The 21445-nt window shown below is 63.6% G+C and carries 15 protein-coding genes; 13 read left to right on the forward strand and 2 right to left on the reverse strand.

Annotation, left to right across the window (positions count from 1 at the left end):
- The first annotated feature begins 135 nt into the window (after positions 1-135).
- The 11 genes from J7355_RS02095 to J7355_RS02145 all read left to right on the forward strand — a co-directional run bounded on the left by J7355_RS02095 (position 136) and on the right by J7355_RS02145 (position 15050).
- On the forward strand, positions 136-1128 hold the full coding sequence (locus J7355_RS02095; protein ID WP_209059409.1) for a zinc-dependent alcohol dehydrogenase family protein: 993 nt from the start codon (positions 136-138) through the stop codon (positions 1126-1128).
- A gap of 199 nt (positions 1129-1327) precedes the next feature.
- Positions 1328-2011, forward strand: a complete 684-nt coding sequence (locus J7355_RS02100; RefSeq protein WP_209059411.1) for a type 1 glutamine amidotransferase domain-containing protein — start codon at positions 1328-1330, stop codon at positions 2009-2011.
- Positions 2012-2088: 77 nt separating this feature from the next.
- Positions 2089-2562, forward strand: a complete 474-nt coding sequence (locus J7355_RS02105) for an N-acetyltransferase (protein WP_209059413.1) — start codon at positions 2089-2091, stop codon at positions 2560-2562.
- Between the two features lie 19 nt (positions 2563-2581).
- Positions 2582-4063 carry a RimK family protein gene (locus tag J7355_RS02110; RefSeq protein ID WP_209059415.1) on the forward strand — a complete coding sequence of 494 codons (1482 nt, stop codon included), beginning with the start codon at positions 2582-2584 and terminating at the stop codon, positions 4061-4063.
- Between the two features lie 119 nt (positions 4064-4182).
- Positions 4183-6351: a malate synthase G gene (locus tag J7355_RS02115; protein WP_209059417.1), complete on the forward strand. Its 2169-nt coding sequence runs from the start codon at positions 4183-4185 to the stop codon at positions 6349-6351.
- Between the two features lie 280 nt (positions 6352-6631).
- Positions 6632-6901, forward strand: coding sequence for a DUF4212 domain-containing protein (locus J7355_RS02120; protein WP_209059420.1), 270 nt, complete (start codon positions 6632-6634; stop codon positions 6899-6901).
- A gap of 9 nt (positions 6902-6910) precedes the next feature.
- Complete coding sequence (locus tag J7355_RS02125; protein WP_209059423.1) at positions 6911-8683, forward strand: sodium:solute symporter family protein; 1773 nt, start codon at positions 6911-6913, stop codon at positions 8681-8683.
- Positions 8684-8905: 222 nt separating this feature from the next.
- A complete protein-coding gene (locus J7355_RS02130) occupies positions 8906-10162 on the forward strand; it encodes a DUF445 family protein (RefSeq protein ID WP_209059425.1) in 1257 nt (418 codons plus the stop codon).
- 31 nt (positions 10163-10193) lie between these two features.
- Positions 10194-10946, forward strand: coding sequence for an Abi-alpha family protein (locus J7355_RS02135; protein ID WP_209059427.1), 753 nt, complete (start codon positions 10194-10196; stop codon positions 10944-10946).
- Between the two features lie 183 nt (positions 10947-11129).
- Positions 11130-13997 (forward strand): PAS domain-containing protein, encoded by a 2868-nt coding sequence (locus J7355_RS02140; RefSeq protein ID WP_209059429.1) that lies wholly within the window; start codon positions 11130-11132, stop codon positions 13995-13997.
- A 204-nt stretch (positions 13998-14201) separates the two neighbouring features.
- Entirely contained in the window at positions 14202-15050 is an 849-nt protein-coding gene (locus J7355_RS02145; RefSeq protein ID WP_247739689.1) for a M23 family metallopeptidase, read from the forward strand.
- Between the two features lie 28 nt (positions 15051-15078).
- On the opposite strand, the gene J7355_RS02150 is transcribed toward J7355_RS02145, so the two are convergent.
- A complete protein-coding gene (locus J7355_RS02150; protein WP_209059431.1) occupies positions 15079-16539 on the reverse strand; it encodes a diguanylate cyclase in 1461 nt (486 codons plus the stop codon).
- Positions 16540-17223: 684 nt separating this feature from the next.
- Positions 17224-18015, reverse strand: coding sequence for an AraC family transcriptional regulator (locus J7355_RS02155; RefSeq protein WP_209059433.1), 792 nt, complete (start codon positions 18013-18015; stop codon positions 17224-17226).
- A gap of 387 nt (positions 18016-18402) precedes the next feature.
- On the opposite strand from J7355_RS02155, the gene J7355_RS02160 reads away from it, so the two are divergent.
- Together J7355_RS02160 and J7355_RS02165 are read left to right on the forward strand one after the other, a co-directional pair.
- Entirely contained in the window at positions 18403-20517 is a 2115-nt protein-coding gene (locus tag J7355_RS02160; protein WP_209059434.1) for a TonB-dependent siderophore receptor, read from the forward strand.
- Positions 20518-20523: 6 nt separating this feature from the next.
- Positions 20524-21438, forward strand: coding sequence for an alpha/beta hydrolase-fold protein (locus J7355_RS02165; protein ID WP_209059437.1), 915 nt, complete (start codon positions 20524-20526; stop codon positions 21436-21438).
- The last annotated feature ends 7 nt before the right edge of the window (positions 21439-21445 follow it).

Raw genomic sequence — 21445 nt, forward strand, 5'->3', positions numbered from 1 at the left:
CGGCACCATCGATCGCTGCATGGCGCAGTAATCGTTGCGCCGAGCGTATCGATTTATTTCCCCGTTCGATCGTATCGCGCGGCGTACGACTCTCATCAAGACTGCGGCAGCAATGGCGCCGCGGAAGGAACCCACATGACCCAGGCAATTCGTTTCCACGAGACCGGCGGCCCGGACGTGCTCAAGTTCGAGGACGTCGAGGTCGGCAACCCCTGCGAGGGTGAAGTACGCGTACGCGTCGAGGCGATCGGCCTCAATCGCGCCGAGGTGATGTTTCGCTACGGTGAGTATTTGGAAGACCCGAAGCTACCCGCGGGCCTCGGCTATGAGGGCGCGGGCGTCGTCGAGGCCGTCGGATCCGGCGTCGACGGTATCGCCGAAGGCGATGAAGTCAGCGTCATGCCGGCGTTCTCGATGAACGATTACCACTTCTATGCCGAACAGGCCGTTGTGCCGGCCTACGCGGTCACCCCGCGCCCGAATGGTCTGGATGCGGTGCAGGCATCGGCGGTTTGGATGCCGTATCTGACTGCCTATGGCGCGCTGGTGGATATCGGTGGCCTGTCGAAGGGTGAGGCCGTGCTCATCCCGGCGGCCTCCAGCAGTGTCGGTCTGGCAGCGATCCAGATCGCCAACCATATCGGCGCGATCTCGATCGCGGCCACGCGCACCGCGGCCAAAGCGGACGCCCTACGCAAGGCGGGCGCGGCGTATGTGATCGTTACCGAAGAGCAGGATCTGGCCGCCGAGGTGATGAGAATCACTGGTGACGCTGGCGCGCGCCTGGCCTTCGACCCCGTGGCCGGACCGATGGTCGATACCCTGGCCAACGCCATGGGCCCGGGCGGTACGATCTTCGAATACGGTGCGCTCAGCGGTGATGCCACGCCGTTCCCGCTGTTTGCCGCGCTCGGCAAGGGCCTGTCGGTCCGCGGCTATACCCTGTTCGAAGTAATCGGCGACGCCGAGCGTCTGGAACGCGCCAAGGGCTTCATCTACGAGGGCGTTGAGGCCGGCGATCTGGTGCCTACCGTGGATCGTACGTTCGACTTCGCCGAGATGGTCGACGCGCACAGGTATATGGAATCCAACCAGCAGCTCGGCAAGATTGTGGTGACGGTCGGTTAGCCGGATCTCGCCCGCCCTACAGATCGCGTTGGTCGGCGGCTCGGTGCGGCCGGCATGGCAACGCCGAGGTTCGACGGGCCTGGCCGAAACGACGCCGGCACGGATTGCGTGGGCGTTTGTTCGAAGCCTCAAATAAATGCTTGCCTTTAGCGATGGGCGGCCGCATTTAACGCCTGTCAATCAAAGCCCGAGTGCGCTCATGAAGATTCTGATGGTACTCACCTCGCACGACACGCTCGGCGATACCGGCAAGCCCACCGGGTTCTGGCTGGAGGAGTTCGCCGCGCCTTATTATGTGTTCGTCGACGGCGGTGCCGACGTGGTGCTGGCGTCTCCGGCCGGCGGGGCGCCGCCGCTGGATCCGGCCAGCGACGGCGACGACGCCCAGACCGACGCGACCCGGCGCTTCAAGGCCGATACAGCAGCCCGGCAGGCACTCGCGAATACGCACGAGCTCGCTGCGGTCTCTGGGCAGCGATTCGATGCGGTGTTCTATCCGGGCGGCCACGGCCCGCTCTGGGATCTCGCCGAAAATCGCGACTCCATCGCGCTGATCGAACGCAGCCATGCGCAGGGCACGCCGCTCGGGCTCGTTTGCCATGCGCCGGGCGTGCTGCGGCATGCAAAGAACGCCAGCGGCGGGCCGCTGGTGCACGGCTTGAAGGTGACCGGGTTCACCAACAGCGAGGAGCAGGCCGTGGGGCTGTCCGATGTGGTGCCGTTCCGCGTCGAGGACATGCTGACCGACAACGGCGGCCAGTTCACCCGCGGCAAGGACTGGGCATCGCATGTGGCGATCGCGGGCAATCTGGTCACCGGCCAGAATCCGGCATCGTCCGCCGCGGCCGCGCGTATGCTGCTGAGTCAGCTGCAGCCGAAGTAGGCGCCCCCCCCCGCGCGCGTATTTGCAGCGCCTGAAAATCCGTTTGCGGCGCATGCGCCCGGCGTATACTCAAGCCAATGGCAGCGCATGATGACTGTGTGATCCGGCCGGCGACTCTCGCCGACCTCGACGGCGTGCATGCGCTCGAAAAAGCCTGTTTCGATATCGACGCGCAAAGCCGCCGCAGCCTGCGCTATCTAGCCTCTCGCGCTCAGGCGGACTTTCTTGTCGCGCTCGATGGTGCGTGCATCGTCGCGGATGCGGTCGTGCTCTATCGCCGCAACAGCGGCGTCGCCCGCCTGTATTCGATCGCGGTCGGCGCGTCGGCACGCGGGCGCGGCGTGGCGAGCGCGCTGCTTCGCGAATGCGAGACGGGCGCGCAGCGGCGGGGATGTCGCGTAATGCGCGCCGAGGCGCGGCTGTCCAACCTGGCATCGCGCGGTCTGTTCCAGCGCGCGGGCTATCGCGAAAACGCCAGCCTGCCAAGCTATTACGCGGGCCGCGATGGCCGGCGTGAAGACGGCGTGCGTCTGGAAAAACCTCTTACCTGAACCCGAGAACACCGAGCCCATGGCAGAACCGATCGTGGTCGTTGAATCGCTGCGCGACTGGAAGGCCCCGCTGCCCGCCATGCGACTGGTGCTGGCGGACGATTACCTGAGCGACCCGGCTTTTGCCGAGGCCGAGCTGCACGTGATCAATCTCTGCCGCAGCACCCGTTACCAAAGTCTGGGTTATTACTGTTCGTTGCTGGCCGAGGCGCGCGGCCATCGCGTGCTCGCATCCGTGGCCACGCTGCAGGATCTGTCGCGCAAGATTCTCTACGGCAGCGAGATTCCGGCGCTGGCCCAGTATCTCGATACGCTCGACGACGCCCAGCGCGCGGCCCTGCCGCGCGAGTTCAATGTGTATCTCGGCCAGTGCGCGGAACCGCTGCTTGCGCCGCTGGCACGTCGATTGTTCGAGCAGTTTGCCGTGCCGCTGCTGCATGTCGAACTACGCCACCGGCAGGGCCGTGTGGCGGTCGCGGGTCTGCGTACGCTGTCGATGCGGTCGCTCGAGGCCGACCAGGTGGATTTTCTGAGTCAGGCGCTGGAGGCGCACGTCGCCCAGGGCTGGCGCAGCGCACGCAAGCGCCGCCCGGCGCGTTTCGATGTCGCCATGCTCGTGGACCCGGATGACCCGCAGCCGCCGTCGAACAACGAAGCGCTGGATAAATTCGTCGCGGCCGGGCGGCGACTCGGCCTTGAAGTGGAAACCGTTACCCGCCGCGACTTCGGCCGGCTGGCGGAGTTCGATGCGCTGTTCATTCGCGAAACCACGCGGCTGGGTCACCATACCTACGCGTTCTCGCGTCGTGCCGAGCGCGAAGGCCTGGTCGTCATGGACGACCCGACCTCGATTCTGCGATGCACCAACAAGGTCTATCTCGCCGAATTGCTCACGCGCTACAAGGTGGCCGCGCCGAAGGCCTGTATCTTCGGCGAGCGCGAGGTCCACCGGCTGCCCGATCTGCTCGGTTTCCCGATGGTGCTCAAGGCACCCGAAGGCGCGTTCTCGAAGGGCGTATTCAAGGCGGCCAATCACGCCGAACTGGTCGAGATCGCGGCACGTCTGCTGGACGACTCCGAGCTCGCGCTGGCCCAGGAGTTCATGCCCACCGAGTTCGACTGGCGGGTTGGCGTGCTTGGCGGAAAGGCGCTGTATGTGTGCCAGTACGCCATGGCGGGCGGGCACTGGCAGATCGTCAAGCACGGCGAGGACGGTGACTTCAGCGAGGGCGATTCGGCCACACTGGCCGTCGAGGATGCGCCGGCCGACGTGGTCGAGACCGCCGTGCGTGCCGCGAATCTGATCGGCGACGGTCTCTACGGCGTCGATCTCAAGCAGACGGCCGACGGCATTCGCGTGATCGAGGTCAACGACAATCCGAGCATCGATGCCGGTATCGAGGACGCGGTGCTCGGTGATGCCCTGTATGACCGCATCATGGATGAATTCCTGCAGCGGCTGCGACGCCGCACCCGTAAACGCGCACGCCGCAGCGCCTAGCGGCACGCCCGCAAGCGCTGCGCACCTTGCTCCACGGGGCTTTGTTATGATGCGCGTCTGTTGAATCTGCGTAGCCGACGGCGAACGCGGCTGCGATTGGCACAAGTGAAAGGCGTTTTATGACTGACCGTATCGAAAAAGCGGGCCTGCAGATCGGCAAGCCCCTGCATGATCTGATCGAGAAGGCCCTGCCGGGCACCGGTGTCGATCCCGACACGTTCTGGCAGACGCTGGCTTCGCTGGTTGCCGATTTCGGCCCGCGCAACGCGCAACTGCTGCGTCACCGCGAAGACATTCAGGAAACCCTCGACAAGTGGCACCGCGAACACCGCGGCGATGCCTTCGACGCGGGTGAGTACCGCAAGCTGCTGGAAGAGCTCGATTATCTGGTCGGCGATGTCGAAGACTTCAAGGTGTCCACCGACAATGTCGATCCGGAAATCGCCACCGTGCCGGGCCCGCAGCTGGTCGTACCGATCACCAACGCGCGTTTCTCGCTCAACGCCGCAAACGCGCGCTGGGGCAGCCTCTATGACGCGCTTTACGGCGCCGACATCATTCCCGAGGACAACGGCGCCGAGAAGGGCACGAGCTACAATCCCAAGCGTGGCGCGAAGGTGGTCGAATGGGCGGCCAAGTTCCTCGACGATACCTTCCCGCTGGCCGACGGTTCGCACGCGGATGCGACCGCGTATCGCATCGACAACAACACGCTGGCCGTGGACGTGGGCGACAGCCACACCACGCTCAAGGACAGCAAGCAGTTCGCCGGTTATCAGGGCGATCCGTCCGCGCCCAAGGCCGTGCTGCTGACCCATAACGGCCTGCACGCCGAGATCCAGATCGACTCGGAACACCCGATCGGCAAGGACCACGCCGCCGGTGTGAAGGACGTGCTCATGGAAGCCGCCGTCACCGCGATCCAGGACTGCGAGGACTCGGTCGCTGCGGTCGACGCCGAAGACAAGGCACTGGTCTACGGCAACTGGCTCGGCCTGATGAAGGGCGATCTCGAAGAGAAGCTCGAGAAGGGCGGCAAGACGATCACCCGCAAGCTCAACGACGACCGCGAGTACACCGGCGCCGATGGCTCCAAGCTGACCTTGCCGGGCCGCAGCCTCATGCTGGTACGCAATGTCGGCCATCTGATGACCACGCCGGCGGTGCTGGACGCCGACGGCAACGAGATTCCGGAAGGCATTCTCGACGCCCTGTGCACCGGCACCATCGCGCTGCACGACCTCAAGCGCAACGGCCCGCGTACCAACAGCCGCGCCGGCAGCGTGTATATCGTCAAGCCGAAGATGCACGGCCCGGCCGAAGTCAATTTCACGGTCGAGCTGTTCGAAGCCGTCGAAAAGGCGATCGGCATGGCGCCGAACACGCTCAAGATGGGCATCATGGACGAGGAGCGGCGCACCACCGTCAACCTCAAGGCCTGCATCAGGGAAGCGCGCGAGCGCACCATCTTCATCAACACCGGCTTCCTCGATCGCACCGGCGACGAGATGCACACGTCGATGGAAGCCGGCCCGATGCTGCCCAAGGGCGAGATGAAGTCGCAGCCCTGGCTCAAGGCTTATGAGGACAACAACGTCGATACCGGTCTGAAGGTCGGCCTGCGTGGCAAGGCGCAGATCGGCAAGGGCATGTGGCCCGCGCCGGACAACATGGCCGACATGATGGAAGCCAAGATCGGCCACCCGAACGCCGGTGCCAACTGTGCCTGGGTGCCGTCGCCCACCGCCGCGACACTGCACGCCATTCACTATCATCGCTGTGACGTGCTGGCCCGGCAGGCCGAGCTGGAATCGCGCAACGAGGATTACATCAGCGATCTGCTTACGATTCCGCTGCTGGAACGCGAGCTGTCGGCCGACGAAATCCAGAAGGAACTCGACAACAACTGCCAGGGCATCTTGGGCTATGTCGTGCGCTGGGTGGATCACGGCGTGGGCTGCTCGAAGGTGCCGGACATCAGCGACACCCAGCTCATGGAAGATCGGGCGACCTGCCGGATCTCGTCGCAGCATGTGGCCAACTGGCTGCATCACGGCGTGACCAACGAAAAGCAGGTGCGCGAAACGCTGGAGCGCATGGCTGAAGTGGTGGACCGCCAGAACGAGGGCGATTCGAGCTATCAGAACATGGCGCCGAACTTCGACGATTCGGTCGCCTTCCAGGCCGCTTCCGACCTGATCTTCAAGGGTCTTGAACAGCCCTCTGGCTACACCGAGCCGGTTCTGCATGCGCGTCGCCGCGAGCTCAAGGCCAAGCGCGCCGGCTGATCGACTCCGCGATCGTCGATGCGAAAAAGCCCGGCTTCGGCCGGGCTTTTTTTTTGTGCCCGTGGTCTGCAAAAAGTGGCACCGCGTGGACGGCGAATCGTCCCGCGCCTTAGCCAGTAGGGCCGAGTTGGTCGAGCTCGCTGCACTGTGCACTAAAATTGATAAACAGACCCTCAATCTGGCTGCTTGCACAAATGGTTGAATAGCCGAAAGTCTCATTGCCGCTTACCGGCTGCTGAACGAGGATGATCGCGGACAATTCATAACAACGGAGGGGGATATGTCCGAACAGTCGTCCGGTGCGGCGGCTGCCTATTGGCAGGCCAATATCCGGTTATTGCTCAAGCTCCTCGTCGTCTGGTTCGTCGTCTCCTACGGCTGCGGGATTCTGCTCGTGGACGTGTTGAACAACTTTCAGATCGGCGGCTACCCACTGGGCTATTTCTTTGCTCAGCAGGGGGCAATCTACGTCTTCCTGTTCCTGATCTTTTTCTATGCCTGGCGCATGAACAAGATCGACCGGGAATTCGGCGTCGAAGAAAAAGAATAGGGAAGGGGCATGGATACACAAACCTGGATTTACCTGATGGTGGGCGGCAGTTTTCTGCTGTACTTCATCATCGCAATCGCGTCTCGTGCGGGGAGCACGGACGAGTTCTATGTCGCCGGCGGCGGCGTGGGCCCGGTCGCCAACGGCATGGCCACCGCCGCGGACTGGATGAGCGCGGCGTCGTTCATCTCGATGGCTGGCCTGATCGCCTTCCTCGGCTATAACGCATCGCCGTACCTGATGGGCTGGACCGGTGGCTTCGTGCTGCTGGCGCTGCTGCTTGCGCCGTATCTGCGCAAGTTCGGCAGCTTCACGGTTCCGGCCTTCGTCGGTGCCCGCTACTACTCGAACGTCGCACGTACCGTGGCGGTGATCTGCCTGATCGTGGCCTCCATCACCTATGTGATCGGCCAGATGAAGGGCGTGGGCGTGGCCTTCGGCCGCTTCCTTGAAGTCGAGTTCGAGACCGGCGTGCTGATCGGCATGTTCGTGGTCTTCGTCTATGCCGTGCTGGGCGGCATGAAGGGCATTACCTACACCCAGATCGCGCAGTACATCGTGCTGATCTTCGCGTTCACGGTGCCGGCGGTGTTCATCTCCATTCAGCTCACGGGCGTGCCGCTGCCGCAGATCGGCCTCGGTTCGACCATGGCCGACGGTTCCGGCGTCTATCTGCTGGAAAAACTCGACGGGGTGATAACGGAGCTCGGCTTCGACAAGTTCACGTCGCCAGAGCATTCGACGCTGAACGTGTTCATGCTCACGCTGTCGCTGATGATCGGTACCGCGGGTCTGCCGCACGTGATCATCCGCTTCTTCACCGTGCGCAAGGTCACCGACGCGCGCAAGTCGGTGGGCTGGGCGCTGTTCTTCATCGCCATCCTCTACACCACGGCCCCGGCTGTGGGCGCCATGGCGCGTCTCAACCTGATGGAAACGGTGCAGACCGGTCCGGTCGGTGAACAGACCGCCAACCTGCGTTACGAAGACCGTCCGCAGTGGTTCAAGACCTGGGAAGGCACGGGCCTGCTCGGCTTCGAGGACAAGAACGGCGACGGCCGGATTCAGTACTACAACGACAAGAATCCGGAATTCCAGGCCACGGCCGACAGCTACGGCTGGGAAGGCAACGAAATGGTCAACGTCGACCGCGACATCATGGTGCTCGCCAATCCGGAGATCGCACAGTTGCCGGCATGGGTGATCGCGCTCGTGGCTGCGGGCGGTGTGGCCGCCGCGTTGTCGACGGCCGCCGGTCTGTTGCTCGCGATCTCGTCGGCGATATCGCATGACCTGCTCAAGAGCATGCTCAAGCCGGATATTTCCGAGAAGGGCGAACTCATGGCCGGACGTATCGCCATGACGGGGTCGATTCTGGTCGCGGGCTATCTGGGGATCAATCCACCAGGCTTCGCGGCCGAGGTGGTGGCACTGGCCTTCGGCCTGGCCGCTTCCTCGATCTTCCCGGCGCTGCTGATGGGTGTGTTCTCCAAGCGCATGAACCGTGAGGGCGCCATTGCCGGCATGCTCGCGGGTCTGCTGGCGACGATCACCTATATCTTCATCTTCAAGGGCTTCTTCTTCATCCCGGGCACCAACGTGTTCCCGGATGACGCGAGTGCCTGGTTCATGGGGATCCAGCCGGAGTCCTTCGGCGCGCTCGGTGCGCTGATCAACTTCGTGGTGGCTTTCCTGGTCTCGCGCGCGACGGCACCGCCGCCCGCCGATGTCCAGGCGCTGATCGAGGACGTCCGCGTGCCGGGCGCCCTGCGCCACAGCTGAAACGCCACGCCCTAGGTTGGCATCAAGGCCCCGCTCCGGCGGGGCCTTTTTTTGTGGCCGTCCCCTGCTTCGGCGCGGTCCGAGCAGCGAACGAATGCACGGGACAGCGGCGGTCGATCACTGTATGTTGATCCGAAACGCGATCTTTTCGATCAGCCGCGCGGTCGATCGGTCGCCACAAAGAAAATGCCCGCATAGCGCACACTGGAGGAGACGGGCCGCATGATCGATCTGGCATTTCTCGGAACGGCCACGTTCTGGAAGTATGCGTCCATGCCGTTTATCAGCGCGATAATCGGCTATATCACCAACCGCGTCGCGATCTGGATGATGTTTCATCCGATCGAGTTCTTCGGCGTCTGGAAACCGTTTCTCGGCTGGCAGGGCATCGTCCCGCGCAAGGCGGCGAAGATGTCGGCGATCGCGACCGACACCATCACCCAGAACCTCATCGACAGCGAAGAGATCTTCTCGCGTCTGGACCCGGAGGAGGTGGCCGAAAAGCTCAAGGTGCCGCTGAACGAAATGACCGAGGATCTCGTCGCTGAGGTCATGCGCAGCCACCACTCGGATGTCTGGGAGCGTACGCCGCTCGCCGCCCGCGAAACCATAGTCGCGCGCGTACAGGCCGCGGTACCGCAGGCCATTGCGGATACGGTGCGCGACCTGCGTACGGACGTGAATCAGGTCTTCGACCTCAAGGATATGGTGGTCACCAACCTGGTGCATCACAAGGAGCTGATGAACCGGATATTTCTCGAGACGGGCAAGGAGGAGTTCAAGTTCATCGCGCGCTCGGGGGCGTATTTCGGTTTTCCGCTCGGCATGATCCAGATGTTCGTGTGGATGTTCTTTCAGCCCTGGTGGCTGTTGCCGCTGTTCGGAATGCTCGTGGGCTGGCTCACCAACTGGGCCGCGCTGAAGATGATCTTCAACCCGAAGGAAAAATACCGCGTGGGGCCATTCACGCTGCACGGGTTGTTTTTCAAGCGCCAGGAAGACGTCGCACGCGCCTATGGCGATCTCGTCGCCAACGAGGTGCTCGCGCCGGCGAACATTCTTCAGCAGGTGCTCAAGGGGCCGTATTCCGATCGCATCTTCGCGATCATCGCCCATCACGTCGGCGAGGCGATCGACGAAAGCGCGGGGCCGATACGGTCGTTCGTGAGCTGGACGGTCGGCGACGTGAACTATATTCGTCTCAAGCAGACCGCCGTGGACCGGCTGATCGAGTACACGCCCGACGCGCAGGGCAGCGCCTCGCCTGCCATGCAGGAATTCATCCGCTATACGAACGAGACCATGGCGATCGAGGAAACCCTCGTGGACCGCATGCGCCAGCTTCCGCCGCGCAAGTTCGAAGGTATGCTGCGGCCGGCGTTCGAAGAGGATGAATGGATCCTGATCGCCGTCGGCGCGGCGCTCGGTTTCGCGGTCGGCGTGTTCCAGTTCATCGTGCTTTTCGGCGGCGGTTCCTAACCGCGTCCAGTTCATCAAGGAGTTCGACAACGTGGCATCGAGGGATTACGAAAAGCAGCGTTACGACGCCTTCGCGCCCGAGTTCCAGGCCGAGGACAAACCGCCGCTGCCGCTTCATCTGTTGCGACGCACCGCGCTCTGGCTCGGTCGACGGCCGGTCGCGGGCATCGGGATTCGTGCCCTGCGGCGCGCCGAGTACATGGCCCTCAAGGGACTGGGCGAACGCCTGGACCGCGCCGGCGTGACGCCGGCGGATCCGCTCGGCAACGTGCCGGCCAGCGACAGTTCGAGCCTGCCGGCCCAGATATTCGCCGAGTTGCTCGACGCCTCTCGCGGCACCGACCAGGAGGCTATCGAGCAGGATTTCTATGTCCGCCTGCTGCGCCAGCTCAATCCTTCGCAGGCGCGCATCCTGGTGCTCATGGCCGACGGCAGCGTGTGGCCCATGGTCCACGTCAACGCCGGCATGCTGCCCGGCGTGGGCTCGCACCGGGTTCTGTCGTATGCGTCGAGCGTCGGCAAGGAAGCCGGCGTGCTTCTGCGTGCGCAGGTGCCGAACTTCATCGCGCACATGTTCGCGCTCGGCCTGATCTCGGTGGGCGGCGAGGACAGCGACCTGGAGCCCGACTACGAGATTCTCGAGGCCGATACCCTCGTGCGCGATGCCATGGCGCAGGTCGAAACAGACCTGAATCAGTATCCGAACATCGAGCGCTGCACCATCCGGCTCAGCGAATTCGGCGAGGCACTGTGCAATGTGGCACTGCCCCATGCAGAGCCCTGATCGGGGCCGACATGGGCCTGTCCCTATAAACACGATAGAATCTGCGTAACGAACGGAAGCTGGACTCCGTGCAGGATTGGCGTCTGCCGCAGCGACCCGGCGTTGTGCCGCTGCCGGCACGCGCGCGTGTTCGCCGCCACGCGATGCGATCTGCACGCCTCGACCGGCAGGTAAAGGTAACGCATGCATCAGGTCGGAATCGAAGTGCTCGAACGCCACGCACGTGGCGGGACCTGGTGGTACGACACCGAAACCGGCGTGATCTACTGGTCGGACGGGATCTACACGCTGCATGGGCTGACCCGCGAGGAATACACCCCGGATCTCGAATCGGCGCTGTCGTTCTATACCGAAGCGTCTCGCACGCAGTTGGAGGCGGCGCTGGAACGCGCCACGTCCGAGGGGTCGGGATACAGCGTAACCGCCGAGATCTGTCGCAGTAATGGCACGCGCCGCTACGTGCAGGCGATCGGCCAGGTTGAGGTTCGCGAAGGCCGGCCGCCACTGATTGCCGGTGCGTTGCTGGACGTCCATGACCAGGTCGTCAGCCAGAACGAGAGCACCGAGCGCGAGCGCCGCTTGCTCGAAGAAACCGCGCGGTGGCGTACGGCCGGCGAGAACGCCGGTCTCGGGCTGATCGATATCGACATGGATCGCGATATTTACCGTATCTACGGACGGTTCAATTCGCGTGCAGGGCTCAGCGAGGCGGCCGAGGCCACGCTTGCCCGCGACCAGTGGCTGGCCTGGATTCACGAAGACGACCGGGCCGAGCGCAAGCGCCAGATCGATGCGCACCTGGCCGGCAACTCGCCGTCCTATCTCACGGAATACCGCCTCAACGTCCCGGATCGCGACGAGATATGGATCAAGGAGGCTGGCCAGAAGCTCGATGACGCCGCCGACCGAAGGATTGTCGGCACGTTATCCGACATCACCGCGCGTAAACGCAGCCAGGCGGCATTGCACCAGTCACAGCGTCGCCTCAAGGAAACGATCAGCCACGCCCCGACCGGCATTGCGCTGGTATCGCCGGATGGCCGTTGGCTGTCGGTCAACCGCGCGCTGTGCGAAATCGTCGGCTATGGCGAAGTCGAACTGCTGCGCACGACGTTTCAGGAGATCACCCATCCGGACGATCTCGAGACCGACCTGACCTATGTCCAGGAACTGCTCGACGGTCGCCGTGTCGGCTATCGGATGGAAAAGCGGTACTTCCACAAACAGGGTCACGTCGTCGACATTCAGCTCGATGTCTCGCTGCTGCGCGACGAGCAGGGCGAGCCGCTGTATTTCATATCCCATATCCAGGACATCTCCGAGCGCAAGCGCGCGCATCGCGAGTTGTTCGAAGCCAAGGAGCTGGCCGACGTCACCTTCGAGGCTATCGGTGAAGGCGTGATCCGGGTCGATGCGAACGCGATCGTCTCCGAACTCAACAGCGCGGCGGCCCAGCTGCTGGGCGTGCCGCGTTCGCAGATCATCGGCAAGCCGTTCGGCGAAACGGTTCGTTTTTTCGATGCCGATGAGGATCGCCAGCTGCCCGATCCCTTGCCCGGTGTGCTGAGTATCGGCGACCGCGTGCGGGTGCCGATCTTCACGCGGCTCCAGCGCGCCGACGGCGACTATATTTCGATCGTGGACTCGATCTCGCCCATCCACGACGACACCGGCGAGATTCAGGGCGCAGTGTTCGTGTTCCAGGACATCAGCGAAGCGCGTCGCATGACCGACGAGCTGGTCCACCAGGCCAGCCACGATGCGCTGACCGGACTGCCGAATCGGCGCGGGTTCCAGGAGGCGCTGGACCATACCTGGGCGCGCGTGAAGCAGGGCGCGTTGCGTGCCTTCGTGCTGTATCTGGATCTGGATCACTTCAAGACCATCAACGACACCGGCGGTCACTCGGCGGGCGACGAACTGCTGCGCCAGATCGGGCTGCGCCTGCGCGCGCTGCTGCGTGGGAGTGACGTGCTTGCCCGACTGGGCGGTGATGAATTTGCAGCCATCGTGCACAGCGAGGACGCCGAAGGCGCGCGTATCGTGGCCGACAAGATCGTCGATACGGTCTCGTCGCTCGATTTTGTGCATGAAGGGCGAGGCTACGCGGTGGGCGTGAGCATCGGTATCGCCGCCCTGGATCGGCGGCTGGCGTCGACCGAAGTCGCGCTCATCCACGCCGACGCTGCGCTTTACGTATCCAAGGATACGGGGCGCAATCGTTACCATGTCTATAGCGACAGCAACGAAGCCGGCGCCGAAGCGTCGCGCTATGTCGATACGGCGGAACTGCTGCGAAGCGGCCTGGAACAGGACCGGTTCACCCTTTACCTTCAGGCGATTGTCGACGAACACGGCAAGCGGCTAGGTTACGAGGCACTGCTGCGATTCAACGCCGACGACGGCGTAATCGGGCCGGATGCCTTTCTGCCGACAGCGAAGCGTCTGGGTTTGATGAGCCGTATTGATCGCTGGGTGATCACGCAGGCGATCGCGTTGATCAAGCACTACGAGCGCCGCGGCCTCTGGCCAAAGCATTGCGTTCTCAGCGTCAATCTCAGCCCTGTCAGTGTGGCCGATCCGAAATTCCATGCAGAGCTGATGGTGTTGCTCGAACAACAGCACGCGAGCGCGAGTCAGCTCATCTTCGAGATTACGGAGAGCGAGGCCCTCTATGGGGAGCACTACCCGCAGCTGATCCAGAGCCTGCGGGACCGCGGCTACGGCGTCTGGCTCGACGACTTCGCGAGCGGCTACAACAGCTTCGACATGCTCAAGCGGGCCTCGGTCGATGGCATAAAGATCGACCGTTCATTCGTCGGGGGTCTTGAGAAGGATCCGATCGATCGAGCCGTTGTGCGCTCCATAGGCGCGGTGTCGCGTGCCCTCGATATTGGCGTTACGGCAGAAGGCGTAGAGACCGAAGCCGTGCTCGCCCTGCTGCGGCGCGCCGGCATGCGCCGCTTCCAGGGCTATCTCTTTCATCGCCCTGAGCCTGCCGAGCGCGCGCTCGGCGGTGACGATGATCTCGACGGGCTCGCGAACGGCTGATTGCGCGACGCGTCTCTCTGAACGATATCGACACTGCCGATACCGGCGGATTCCTGTTGCGCCACGCCAATAACCCGAGGGGTTGAAGCGCGTTTGATTATCCGGCCGAGTCATCATGCGGCGTCGATACTCATGTGCCGGATTACCGCCACGCGGCGCGTATCATCGCGCTATACAACTCCCTCCACGACCTAAACGCCACTGATGATCGAATCAAAAGCCCTGTATCGGCGCCGCTGCCGTTCGTTTTTCATAACGTGTCTCGGCGCCGTGTTGTCTTTCGCCGGCACGGCCCTTGCTGCAACCGACGAGGTGGTCCTCCCGGCGCATGTGCAGCAGGGCGCGATGGTAATTGGCAAGGTCCCGGCCGGCAGCCGTGTGGTCTACGACGGCCGTACGCTGGACGTCACCGACTACGGCACCATCGTGTTCGGCGTCGGGCGCGATGCCCGGGGAAGCGCCCGCGTGGCGGTAACCCCGCCCAATGGCCAACCCCGCCGGGTCGCGGTCGAGATACGCCCCCGGGATTTTCCGGTCGAACGTATCAATGGCGTGCCGCCCAAGACCGTCTCGCCGCCACCGGCCATCGCCGAACGCATCGCTCGCGAACAGCAGGCCGTGAGTCGCGCGCGGGCGACGAGCAATAATGGCCTGGGTTTTGCCCAGCATTTCATCTGGCCGGTTGAAGGTCGTATCAGCGGCCGGTTCGGCAACCAGCGCATATACAACGGCACACCTGGCTCGGCTCATTCCGGCATGGATATCGCCGCGGCGACCGGTACGCCGGTCAAGGCGCCGGCCTCGGGTGAAGTCGTGCTCGCCGAGCCTGATCTGTATCTCACCGGCGGCACCGTGCTCATCGACCACGGCTACGGTATCGGGTCGAATTTCCTGCACCTGTCGCGGCTCGACGTGGCTGTGGGCGATACCGTGGAGCAGGGTGAAATCATCGGCGCGGTCGGCGCCACCGGACGTGCCACCGGCCCGCATCTGCACTGGGGCATGACCTGGTTCAGTACCCGGATCGATCCGCTGCTCGTGCTGCAGCGATAGGCGGCGCGAGGCCCGGGCGGTGAGGCCTTCAGCCGGCCGTGGTCCGCAGCGTACCCAACGGTACGCTAGGATTACCGCCGAGCCAGCGCACGCAGCCGCGCCCGTCGGATTTGGCGGTGTAGAGTGCCTCGTCGGCACGGGCGATCACGGTCTCGATGGCCTCTTCGCCGCTGGAGATGGTCACGCCGATACTGACGCTCAGCGCAACGCTCTCGCCGCCGTCCGTTTCGAGCGTGGCTTCGCCAATTCGGTCGGCCAGGCGTTGCGCGATCGTGAGTGCGCCTTCCATCGTGGTATTGGGCAGTAGGATCAGAAATTCTTCGCCGCCCCAGCGCCCGGCCGTATCCACGGCGCGCAGGAGCTTCTTCGCGATGCCGGCGAACTCGACAAGTGCGGCGTCGCCCGTGGCATGGCCGTACTGATCATTGAGCTTCTTGAAGTGGTCGAAATCGACCAGCGCCACCGCGAAGCTGCCGCCATAACGGTTCATGCGCTGGCGCTCGGCCTGAAGGCGATCGCCGAGCAGACGGCGGTTGGCGAGCCCAGTGAGTTCGTCGGTCGTGGCGGCACGGCGTAGCAGCAGTTGCGCGGCCTGAAGCGCCTGAAGATCGGCCTCTCGCGCAAGCTCATGGCCGAGCCATTGCGCGAACAGGCCGATGAGTTCCAGATCCTGTCGATTGAAGGGGCGGGTCGGTGCCGGGCTCGAAAAATTGAGCGTGCCGTAAAGCTCGCCGTCGACCGTGATCGGGCTGCCGAGATAGCTTTCCAACTGGAAGCCCTTGTAGCAGGGATGGTCGCGAATTTCGCTGCGCCCGGCGTGATGAAATCCGATCGGCTGGTCGGCCGCCAGGGTATGGCAGCAATAGGTCTCGCCGAGTTCGAATGTCGCCCCCGGCGGAATCGCGTCTTCCGGATGAATCGCTTCGAGGACTTCGTAGCGATCCCCGTCGATATGGCTCACGATGCCGATCGGCAGGCCGAAATGACGACAGCCGAGACGCAGGATTTCGGTGCGACGGGCGTCGAACTCCAGCGAGCGGTCCGATGTGACCCGGTGCAACTGGTTGAGTACCGTTTCGGCAGACAGTCGCGTCGTGACGTCGCGCACGATGCCGAGATAGAGCACGCGCCCCGTGCCCGGCTCGTGAATGGGGCCGCCGGTGGTTTCGCCGTCGAAGACCGTGCCGTCCTTGCGTCGATAGCGGGTGACGTAGGTCTGGTGGTCGTCAGACGCGGTCGGGTTGAAACGCTTCGCACCCTGCACGGCGAACTCATCGCTGTTCGCGTACAGCGTACTGGTGCTCTGGCCCACGAGTTCGGCCTCGCCGTAGCCGAACATCTGGTCGGTGGCCTCGTTGGTGAAGATGATGCGCCGGTTCTCGTCAGTCAGGACCACGCCGTCGGCGATGTTGGCAAAGATCTGCGTGGCCGCGGCATCAAGCGCGCGGCCGCTGATCACATCGGAAACGCGTGCGTTATGGTCACTCATGAGCCCGCTCCCCTGGGGGTGAACGTTTGTCCAGCTCTCCGAGCGTCGGCTGTGGCCAGCGCTCGGACAGGCTCTGACATTATCGGCCGTCGTGCGCGTTACCGTAGGAGATCTTTGGCCAGTCGACCGCGTGCGCTGTGGCAGTTGAACCGTAAAACGATTGTGCGCCTGCTGGTACCACGCGGTTCGCAGCGAACGACTGCTAGTAGGTCAAAATAGGGCGAAGAAATCTGATTCAGCCCACAGGGGGTTTCGACAGCAGCGCCGTTCGCGAGGCCAACAGCTATCCGCTTAACTATTGGTCGTCAGCTCTATTATTGTCGACAGTCGCACAGAGCAGGGGATTGTTCCGCTAAGAACTGGCCCATTTGCGAATGTGAGGCGATCAAATGGCTTAATTCTCAAACCAGGGGCTCGATGCCTGCGCCGCATTGTCAACAGGCGTTCAAATTCTGGCTACATCGGAAACGGCGTCTCTCCTGCCGATATGATAATTCGGCGGCGTGGTCGAAGATCCACTAATGCTGAGTGTGCCCGTTTGGTTGTGCCATCAGAGTATCGGCCGCCTACTGGACAAGAAATGCGAAAAACTCTCGGGTGAACATTTCAGTCCATGCCGATTCCGTTGGCAGTCAAAGCGCGCCGCTCTATTGGTGCTGGCGGGTAGGTTGGACGACGGCTGCCTCAATCGGCCACGTGGTGACGAAGCCGGCTTGGAGTCTCGCCGAACATGCGTTTGAATGCCGTGGTGAAGTTGGCGGCATTTGTATAGCCTGCAATCTCAGCGGCCGTAGCCACGCTGCAGTCAGTGTCCGCCAGCGCTCGTCGGGCCCGCTGCAAGCGCTGGTGGCGGGCGTACTGCTGTACGCTCATGTCATAGCAGCGGCGGAAATGACGCTGCAGGCTTGCGCGGCTCATGCCGGTCTCACGCGCGATTTCATCCAGCGTCATTCGTTCCATGCGTCCGCTGTCGGCTAGATCGCGCATGCGTCGCGTGCGCCGATTGTCGATCGCCGTCTCCGGTTTGACCGGGACCGGCGTATCGATCAATGCCGGCCAGGCTGCGGCCGCCATCGCCAAGGCGAGGCTTTCGCAATGGAGCAGCCAAGCCGCGTCGATCACGGCCGGGCGCTGGTCGAATAGCGTCTGCGCGAGTGCGCACAGTGTGTCGCTCGGCTGCCACGGCGCCATTGCGAGATGGGCCAGTCCGCAGCCCAAGCGCGGCACGGCGCGACTCAGGCGTGCCGCGCGCCGTTCTAGCCAGTCGCCGGGCAACGTGAGCGTCAGGCTTTTTTCATGGGTGCCGGCTCGCGCGCGGCGCTCGAAATCGGTGGGTTGGGTCAGGTTTACGACGACCCCGAAGCAACACTGCCGCCCGTCGGTCGGTAAGGGTTGACCGCCGAAGCGCACGTCGACCTCGCCGTCGAGTACCAGCACGATCTTGATCCCGGGGCTGAGCCGGGCGAAACACCGCATGTCCTGGGTGTTGTGTACTTGGGCGCGGCGCAGCAAAAGACCGCCCGCCAAAGCATCGACCCCGACATCGCCTTCCAGTGGGGCGGCGGCGCGGCCGGCAGATGTCTGCGTTCGGTAGCTATGGCCCAACTGGGCGGCATGGTGAGACAACTCGGCCTCACGGATCGCTCGGCCGCCAGCAAGGGTAGAAGGCTCGTGGCCGGCGGTAACTTGCGCCGAGGTATCCGATTGCAAAAACATTTGATCCGAGGGCAAAGGTGCGAGTGCAAAACGTCTGAAATAATGCAGCGCTGACGCTGCAAATGCAAAAGATTCGCATTTGCGATCACGCCGAATGCCTACGCCCGACTTACGGCTGAGGGCCTTGCACAAGGGGACTCGCTGCACATGACGCAAATGCTTCGCCATATCGCTACGACCGGACTGACCAGTTGTCTGCTGTGGGCCGGTTGTTCGGCCCATGCCCAGGACAATGAGGCCGACGCGCTGACGCTCGAAATGGTCACGGTGGAAGGCAACCTTCTCTACGACATGCTGCCCTCCGAACAAACCCGCGGTTATGCGGTGGACGCCGCCACCGTGGGCACGAAGACGCCGGCGGCGCTGCGTGACATCCCGCAGTCGGTTACGGTGGTGACGCGCGACGCGATCGAGGATCGCAACCTCGACACCCTCGACGAACTCGCCCGGCGCACGCCAGGCCTGCGGGTCTTGACCAACGACGCTGGACGCTCATCTATTTACGCGCGCGGCTACGAGTACGATGAATACAACATCGACGGTCTGCCCGCGCCGATGGCCAGTATCAACGGCACGCTGCCCAATCTCGCCGCCTTTGATCGCGTCGAGGTCATGCGCGGGCCTTCGGGTCTGTTCAACAGCACCAGCGAAATGGGCGGCATCGTCAATCTCGTGCGCAAGCGCCCGACCGATACCTTCCAGGGCCACATCACCGGCCGCTATGGACGTTGGAACCAGCATTATCTGGAAGCCGACGTCGGCGGGCCGATCACCGAAGACGGGCGGCTGCGTGGACGCGCAGTGGCCGCCGACAGCGACACCGACGGCTTCGTCGATCACAACGACAACGCCAGCCAGACCTTCTACGGCACGCTCGAGTACGACATCGACCCGGACACTACCGTGTCGCTGGCCTATCTGCGTCAGGAGCGCGATATTACCGTCAACAACGGCCTGGCCACCGACGCCGACGGCAATCTGTTGGACATCGACCGTTCCACGTTCTTCGGCGCCGACTGGAACGATTTTTCCATGGACAGCGACGACGTCATTGGCGAACTCACCCACCGTTTCGAAAATGGCGGCTACGGGCGCGTCGCCGCGCGCTATTCCGACCGCAACGCCGACTACAACTACGCCTTCGGCGGCGGGCCGCTCGGCGACGACGGGACCGTCACTGTGGCCGGAACGGCCGGCGACATCGACGAAACCGCGTTTTCCGCCGACGCGAGCTACAGCCAGCCGTTCGAGGCGCTCGGACAGGTTAGCGAATTCGTGATTGGCTCGGACTACAAGCACTACGACACCGATTCGATCCGTGCGCGCGCGCGGTTGCCCGCCACCCAGCTGGAGGATTTCGACGAGATCGCTTACGTCGATTTTCTCGAAACCGGCGCGTTATCCGCCAATAACCAGAAACTCGAGGAGATCGGCGTCTATTCCAAGCTGACCTTCCGCCCGATCGAGCGCCTGGCTCTGATCGGCGGCGCGCGTGTGAGTGATTACAAGGTCGAACTCACCGATCTCGAGACAGGTGCCACCAGCGAGCGTGACCGCAATGGCAAGCTCACCCCCTACGGCGGCCTCGTGTTTGACCTGGATGCCCACCACTCGCTTTACGCGAGCTATTCGGAGGTTTTCAAACCGCAGACGGCGAACGACGAGAACAACGATCTGATCGAGCCGCGCGAGGGCACCCAATACGAAGCGGGCATCAAGGGCAGCTATTTCGCAGGCAACCTGAACGCGCGGGTCAGCGCCTTCAATCTCACCGATCGAAACTACGCCGCCGGCGTGCCGGGCGAAACCTATTCCGCGGCTATCGGCAAGCGTACGATCAAGGGGGCTGAAGTCGAGATCAGCGGTTCGCCGATCGAGCAGTTCGATCTGATCGCCGGTTATACCTATATGGATACCGAGGTCGAGCGCGGCGACCCGGACGCCACCTTCCTGCTCATGCCCGATCACATCCTCAACCTATGGGCGCAATACGGTTTCGAAGGCGGGACCCTCGACGGCTTCAGCGTTGGCGGCGGCGTGACCGCGCTTAGCGACTTCAGCTCGTCGCAGGGGGTCGAGGCGCCCGGCTATGCGGTGGTCGACGCCATGCTCGGCTACGAATTCACCGATCAGCTGTCCGGCCAGCTCAACGTCAACAACCTGCTAGACAAGGCGTATTACAACCGCGTCGGCAGCACCGGCACGTTCAACTTCTACGGCGCGCCGCGCAGTCTGGTGGCGTCGCTGCGCTACGACTTCTGATCGCGCGTGGCCGGTCGCAAGCGGCAAGCTCTGGTGGCGATCATGCGTGTGGCTTCGGTCGGCCTGGCGCTGGGTGTCGTGGGCAGCGTCCAGGCGCGGACGCCCGCGGGCTTCGATATCACGAACGTGGTCGATCGGGTTGGCGGCGAGACCTATCAGCTGCTCGTCTCGCGGCCGACCGCGCCGCCGCCGCCCGCCGGTTATCCGGCAATCTATCTGCTCGATGGCAATGCCACCGCGCCGCTGGCGCGACAGTGGCTGGCCGATCACGGACTCGCGGGCCGTGTGTTGGTCGTGGGCATCGGTTATCCGGATACGGACAACTTCAATATCCCGCGTCGTTTCGTCGATCTCACCCCGGTTTCGGGGGCCGAACACGCCGGCAGTGGTCGGGCGGATGCGTTTCTCGATTTTGTTGCCCGACAGGTGCGCCGGCGCATCGCCGAACGCTTTGCCCTCGACGAAGCGCGTCAGGCGTTGTACGGGCATTCGCTCGGCGGGTTGACGGTGCTGGCCCAGCTGGTGCGCGACCCAACGGCGTTTTCTGCCTACTTCGCCGCGAGCCCCTCGCTTTGGTGGGGAGAGGGGGCCTTCAAGCCCCGGCTGGCGGCGTTCGCGGCGGGCGGCTGTGGCGAAGCAGCGCAGTCACAACAGGTCACACTCACGGTCGGTCGTAACGAGCAGCCCGTGGATCGTGACGTCCGTGCGCGGCTGGGAAAAGCGCGTGTTGAGCGTCTGGCAACACGTCGGATGGTGGACAATACGCGCTGGGCGGCACGCGAGCTGCGTCGCTGCGGTGGACTGGACGTGGCCCAGCGCGTGCTCGCCCAGGCCGGCCATCGCGACGCCCTGCGCGCGGGGCTATTCGCCGCTCTCGACCGTTGGCTGGGTGATGCGCCCCGCGGTACGAACGGAAACTGAGGAAGCA

The organism is Endozoicomonas sp. G2_2, assembly GCF_017744135.1.
In the GTDB taxonomy this organism is placed as follows: Bacteria; Pseudomonadota; Gammaproteobacteria; order Nevskiales; family Salinisphaeraceae; genus Salinisphaera.

What these genes read in the sequence shown, in the direction of transcription:
- J7355_RS02095 (WP_209059409.1), top strand. Translation starts at nt 136, where the DNA reads ATGACCCAGGCAATTCGTTTCCACGAGACCGGCGGCCCGGACGTGCTC.
- J7355_RS02100 (WP_209059411.1), top strand. Translation starts at nt 1,328, where the DNA reads ATGAAGATTCTGATGGTACTCACCTCGCACGACACGCTCGGCGATACC.
- J7355_RS02105 (WP_209059413.1), top strand. Translation starts at nt 2,089, where the DNA reads ATGGCAGCGCATGATGACTGTGTGATCCGGCCGGCGACTCTCGCCGAC.
- J7355_RS02110 (WP_209059415.1), top strand. Translation starts at nt 2,582, where the DNA reads ATGGCAGAACCGATCGTGGTCGTTGAATCGCTGCGCGACTGGAAGGCC.
- J7355_RS02115 (WP_209059417.1), top strand. Translation starts at nt 4,183, where the DNA reads ATGACTGACCGTATCGAAAAAGCGGGCCTGCAGATCGGCAAGCCCCTG.
- J7355_RS02120 (WP_209059420.1), top strand. Translation starts at nt 6,632, where the DNA reads ATGTCCGAACAGTCGTCCGGTGCGGCGGCTGCCTATTGGCAGGCCAAT.
- J7355_RS02125 (WP_209059423.1), top strand. Translation starts at nt 6,911, where the DNA reads ATGGATACACAAACCTGGATTTACCTGATGGTGGGCGGCAGTTTTCTG.
- J7355_RS02130 (WP_209059425.1), top strand. Translation starts at nt 8,906, where the DNA reads ATGATCGATCTGGCATTTCTCGGAACGGCCACGTTCTGGAAGTATGCG.
- J7355_RS02140 (WP_209059429.1), top strand. Translation starts at nt 11,130, where the DNA reads ATGCATCAGGTCGGAATCGAAGTGCTCGAACGCCACGCACGTGGCGGG.
- J7355_RS02145 (WP_247739689.1), top strand. Translation starts at nt 14,202, where the DNA reads ATGATCGAATCAAAAGCCCTGTATCGGCGCCGCTGCCGTTCGTTTTTC.
- J7355_RS02150 (WP_209059431.1), bottom strand. Translation starts at nt 16,539, where the DNA reads ATGAGTGACCATAACGCACGCGTTTCCGATGTGATCAGCGGCCGCGCG.
- J7355_RS02155 (WP_209059433.1), bottom strand. Translation starts at nt 18,015, where the DNA reads ATGCGGTGTTTCGCCCGGCTCAGCCCCGGGATCAAGATCGTGCTGGTA.
- J7355_RS02160 (WP_209059434.1), top strand. Translation starts at nt 18,403, where the DNA reads ATGACGCAAATGCTTCGCCATATCGCTACGACCGGACTGACCAGTTGT.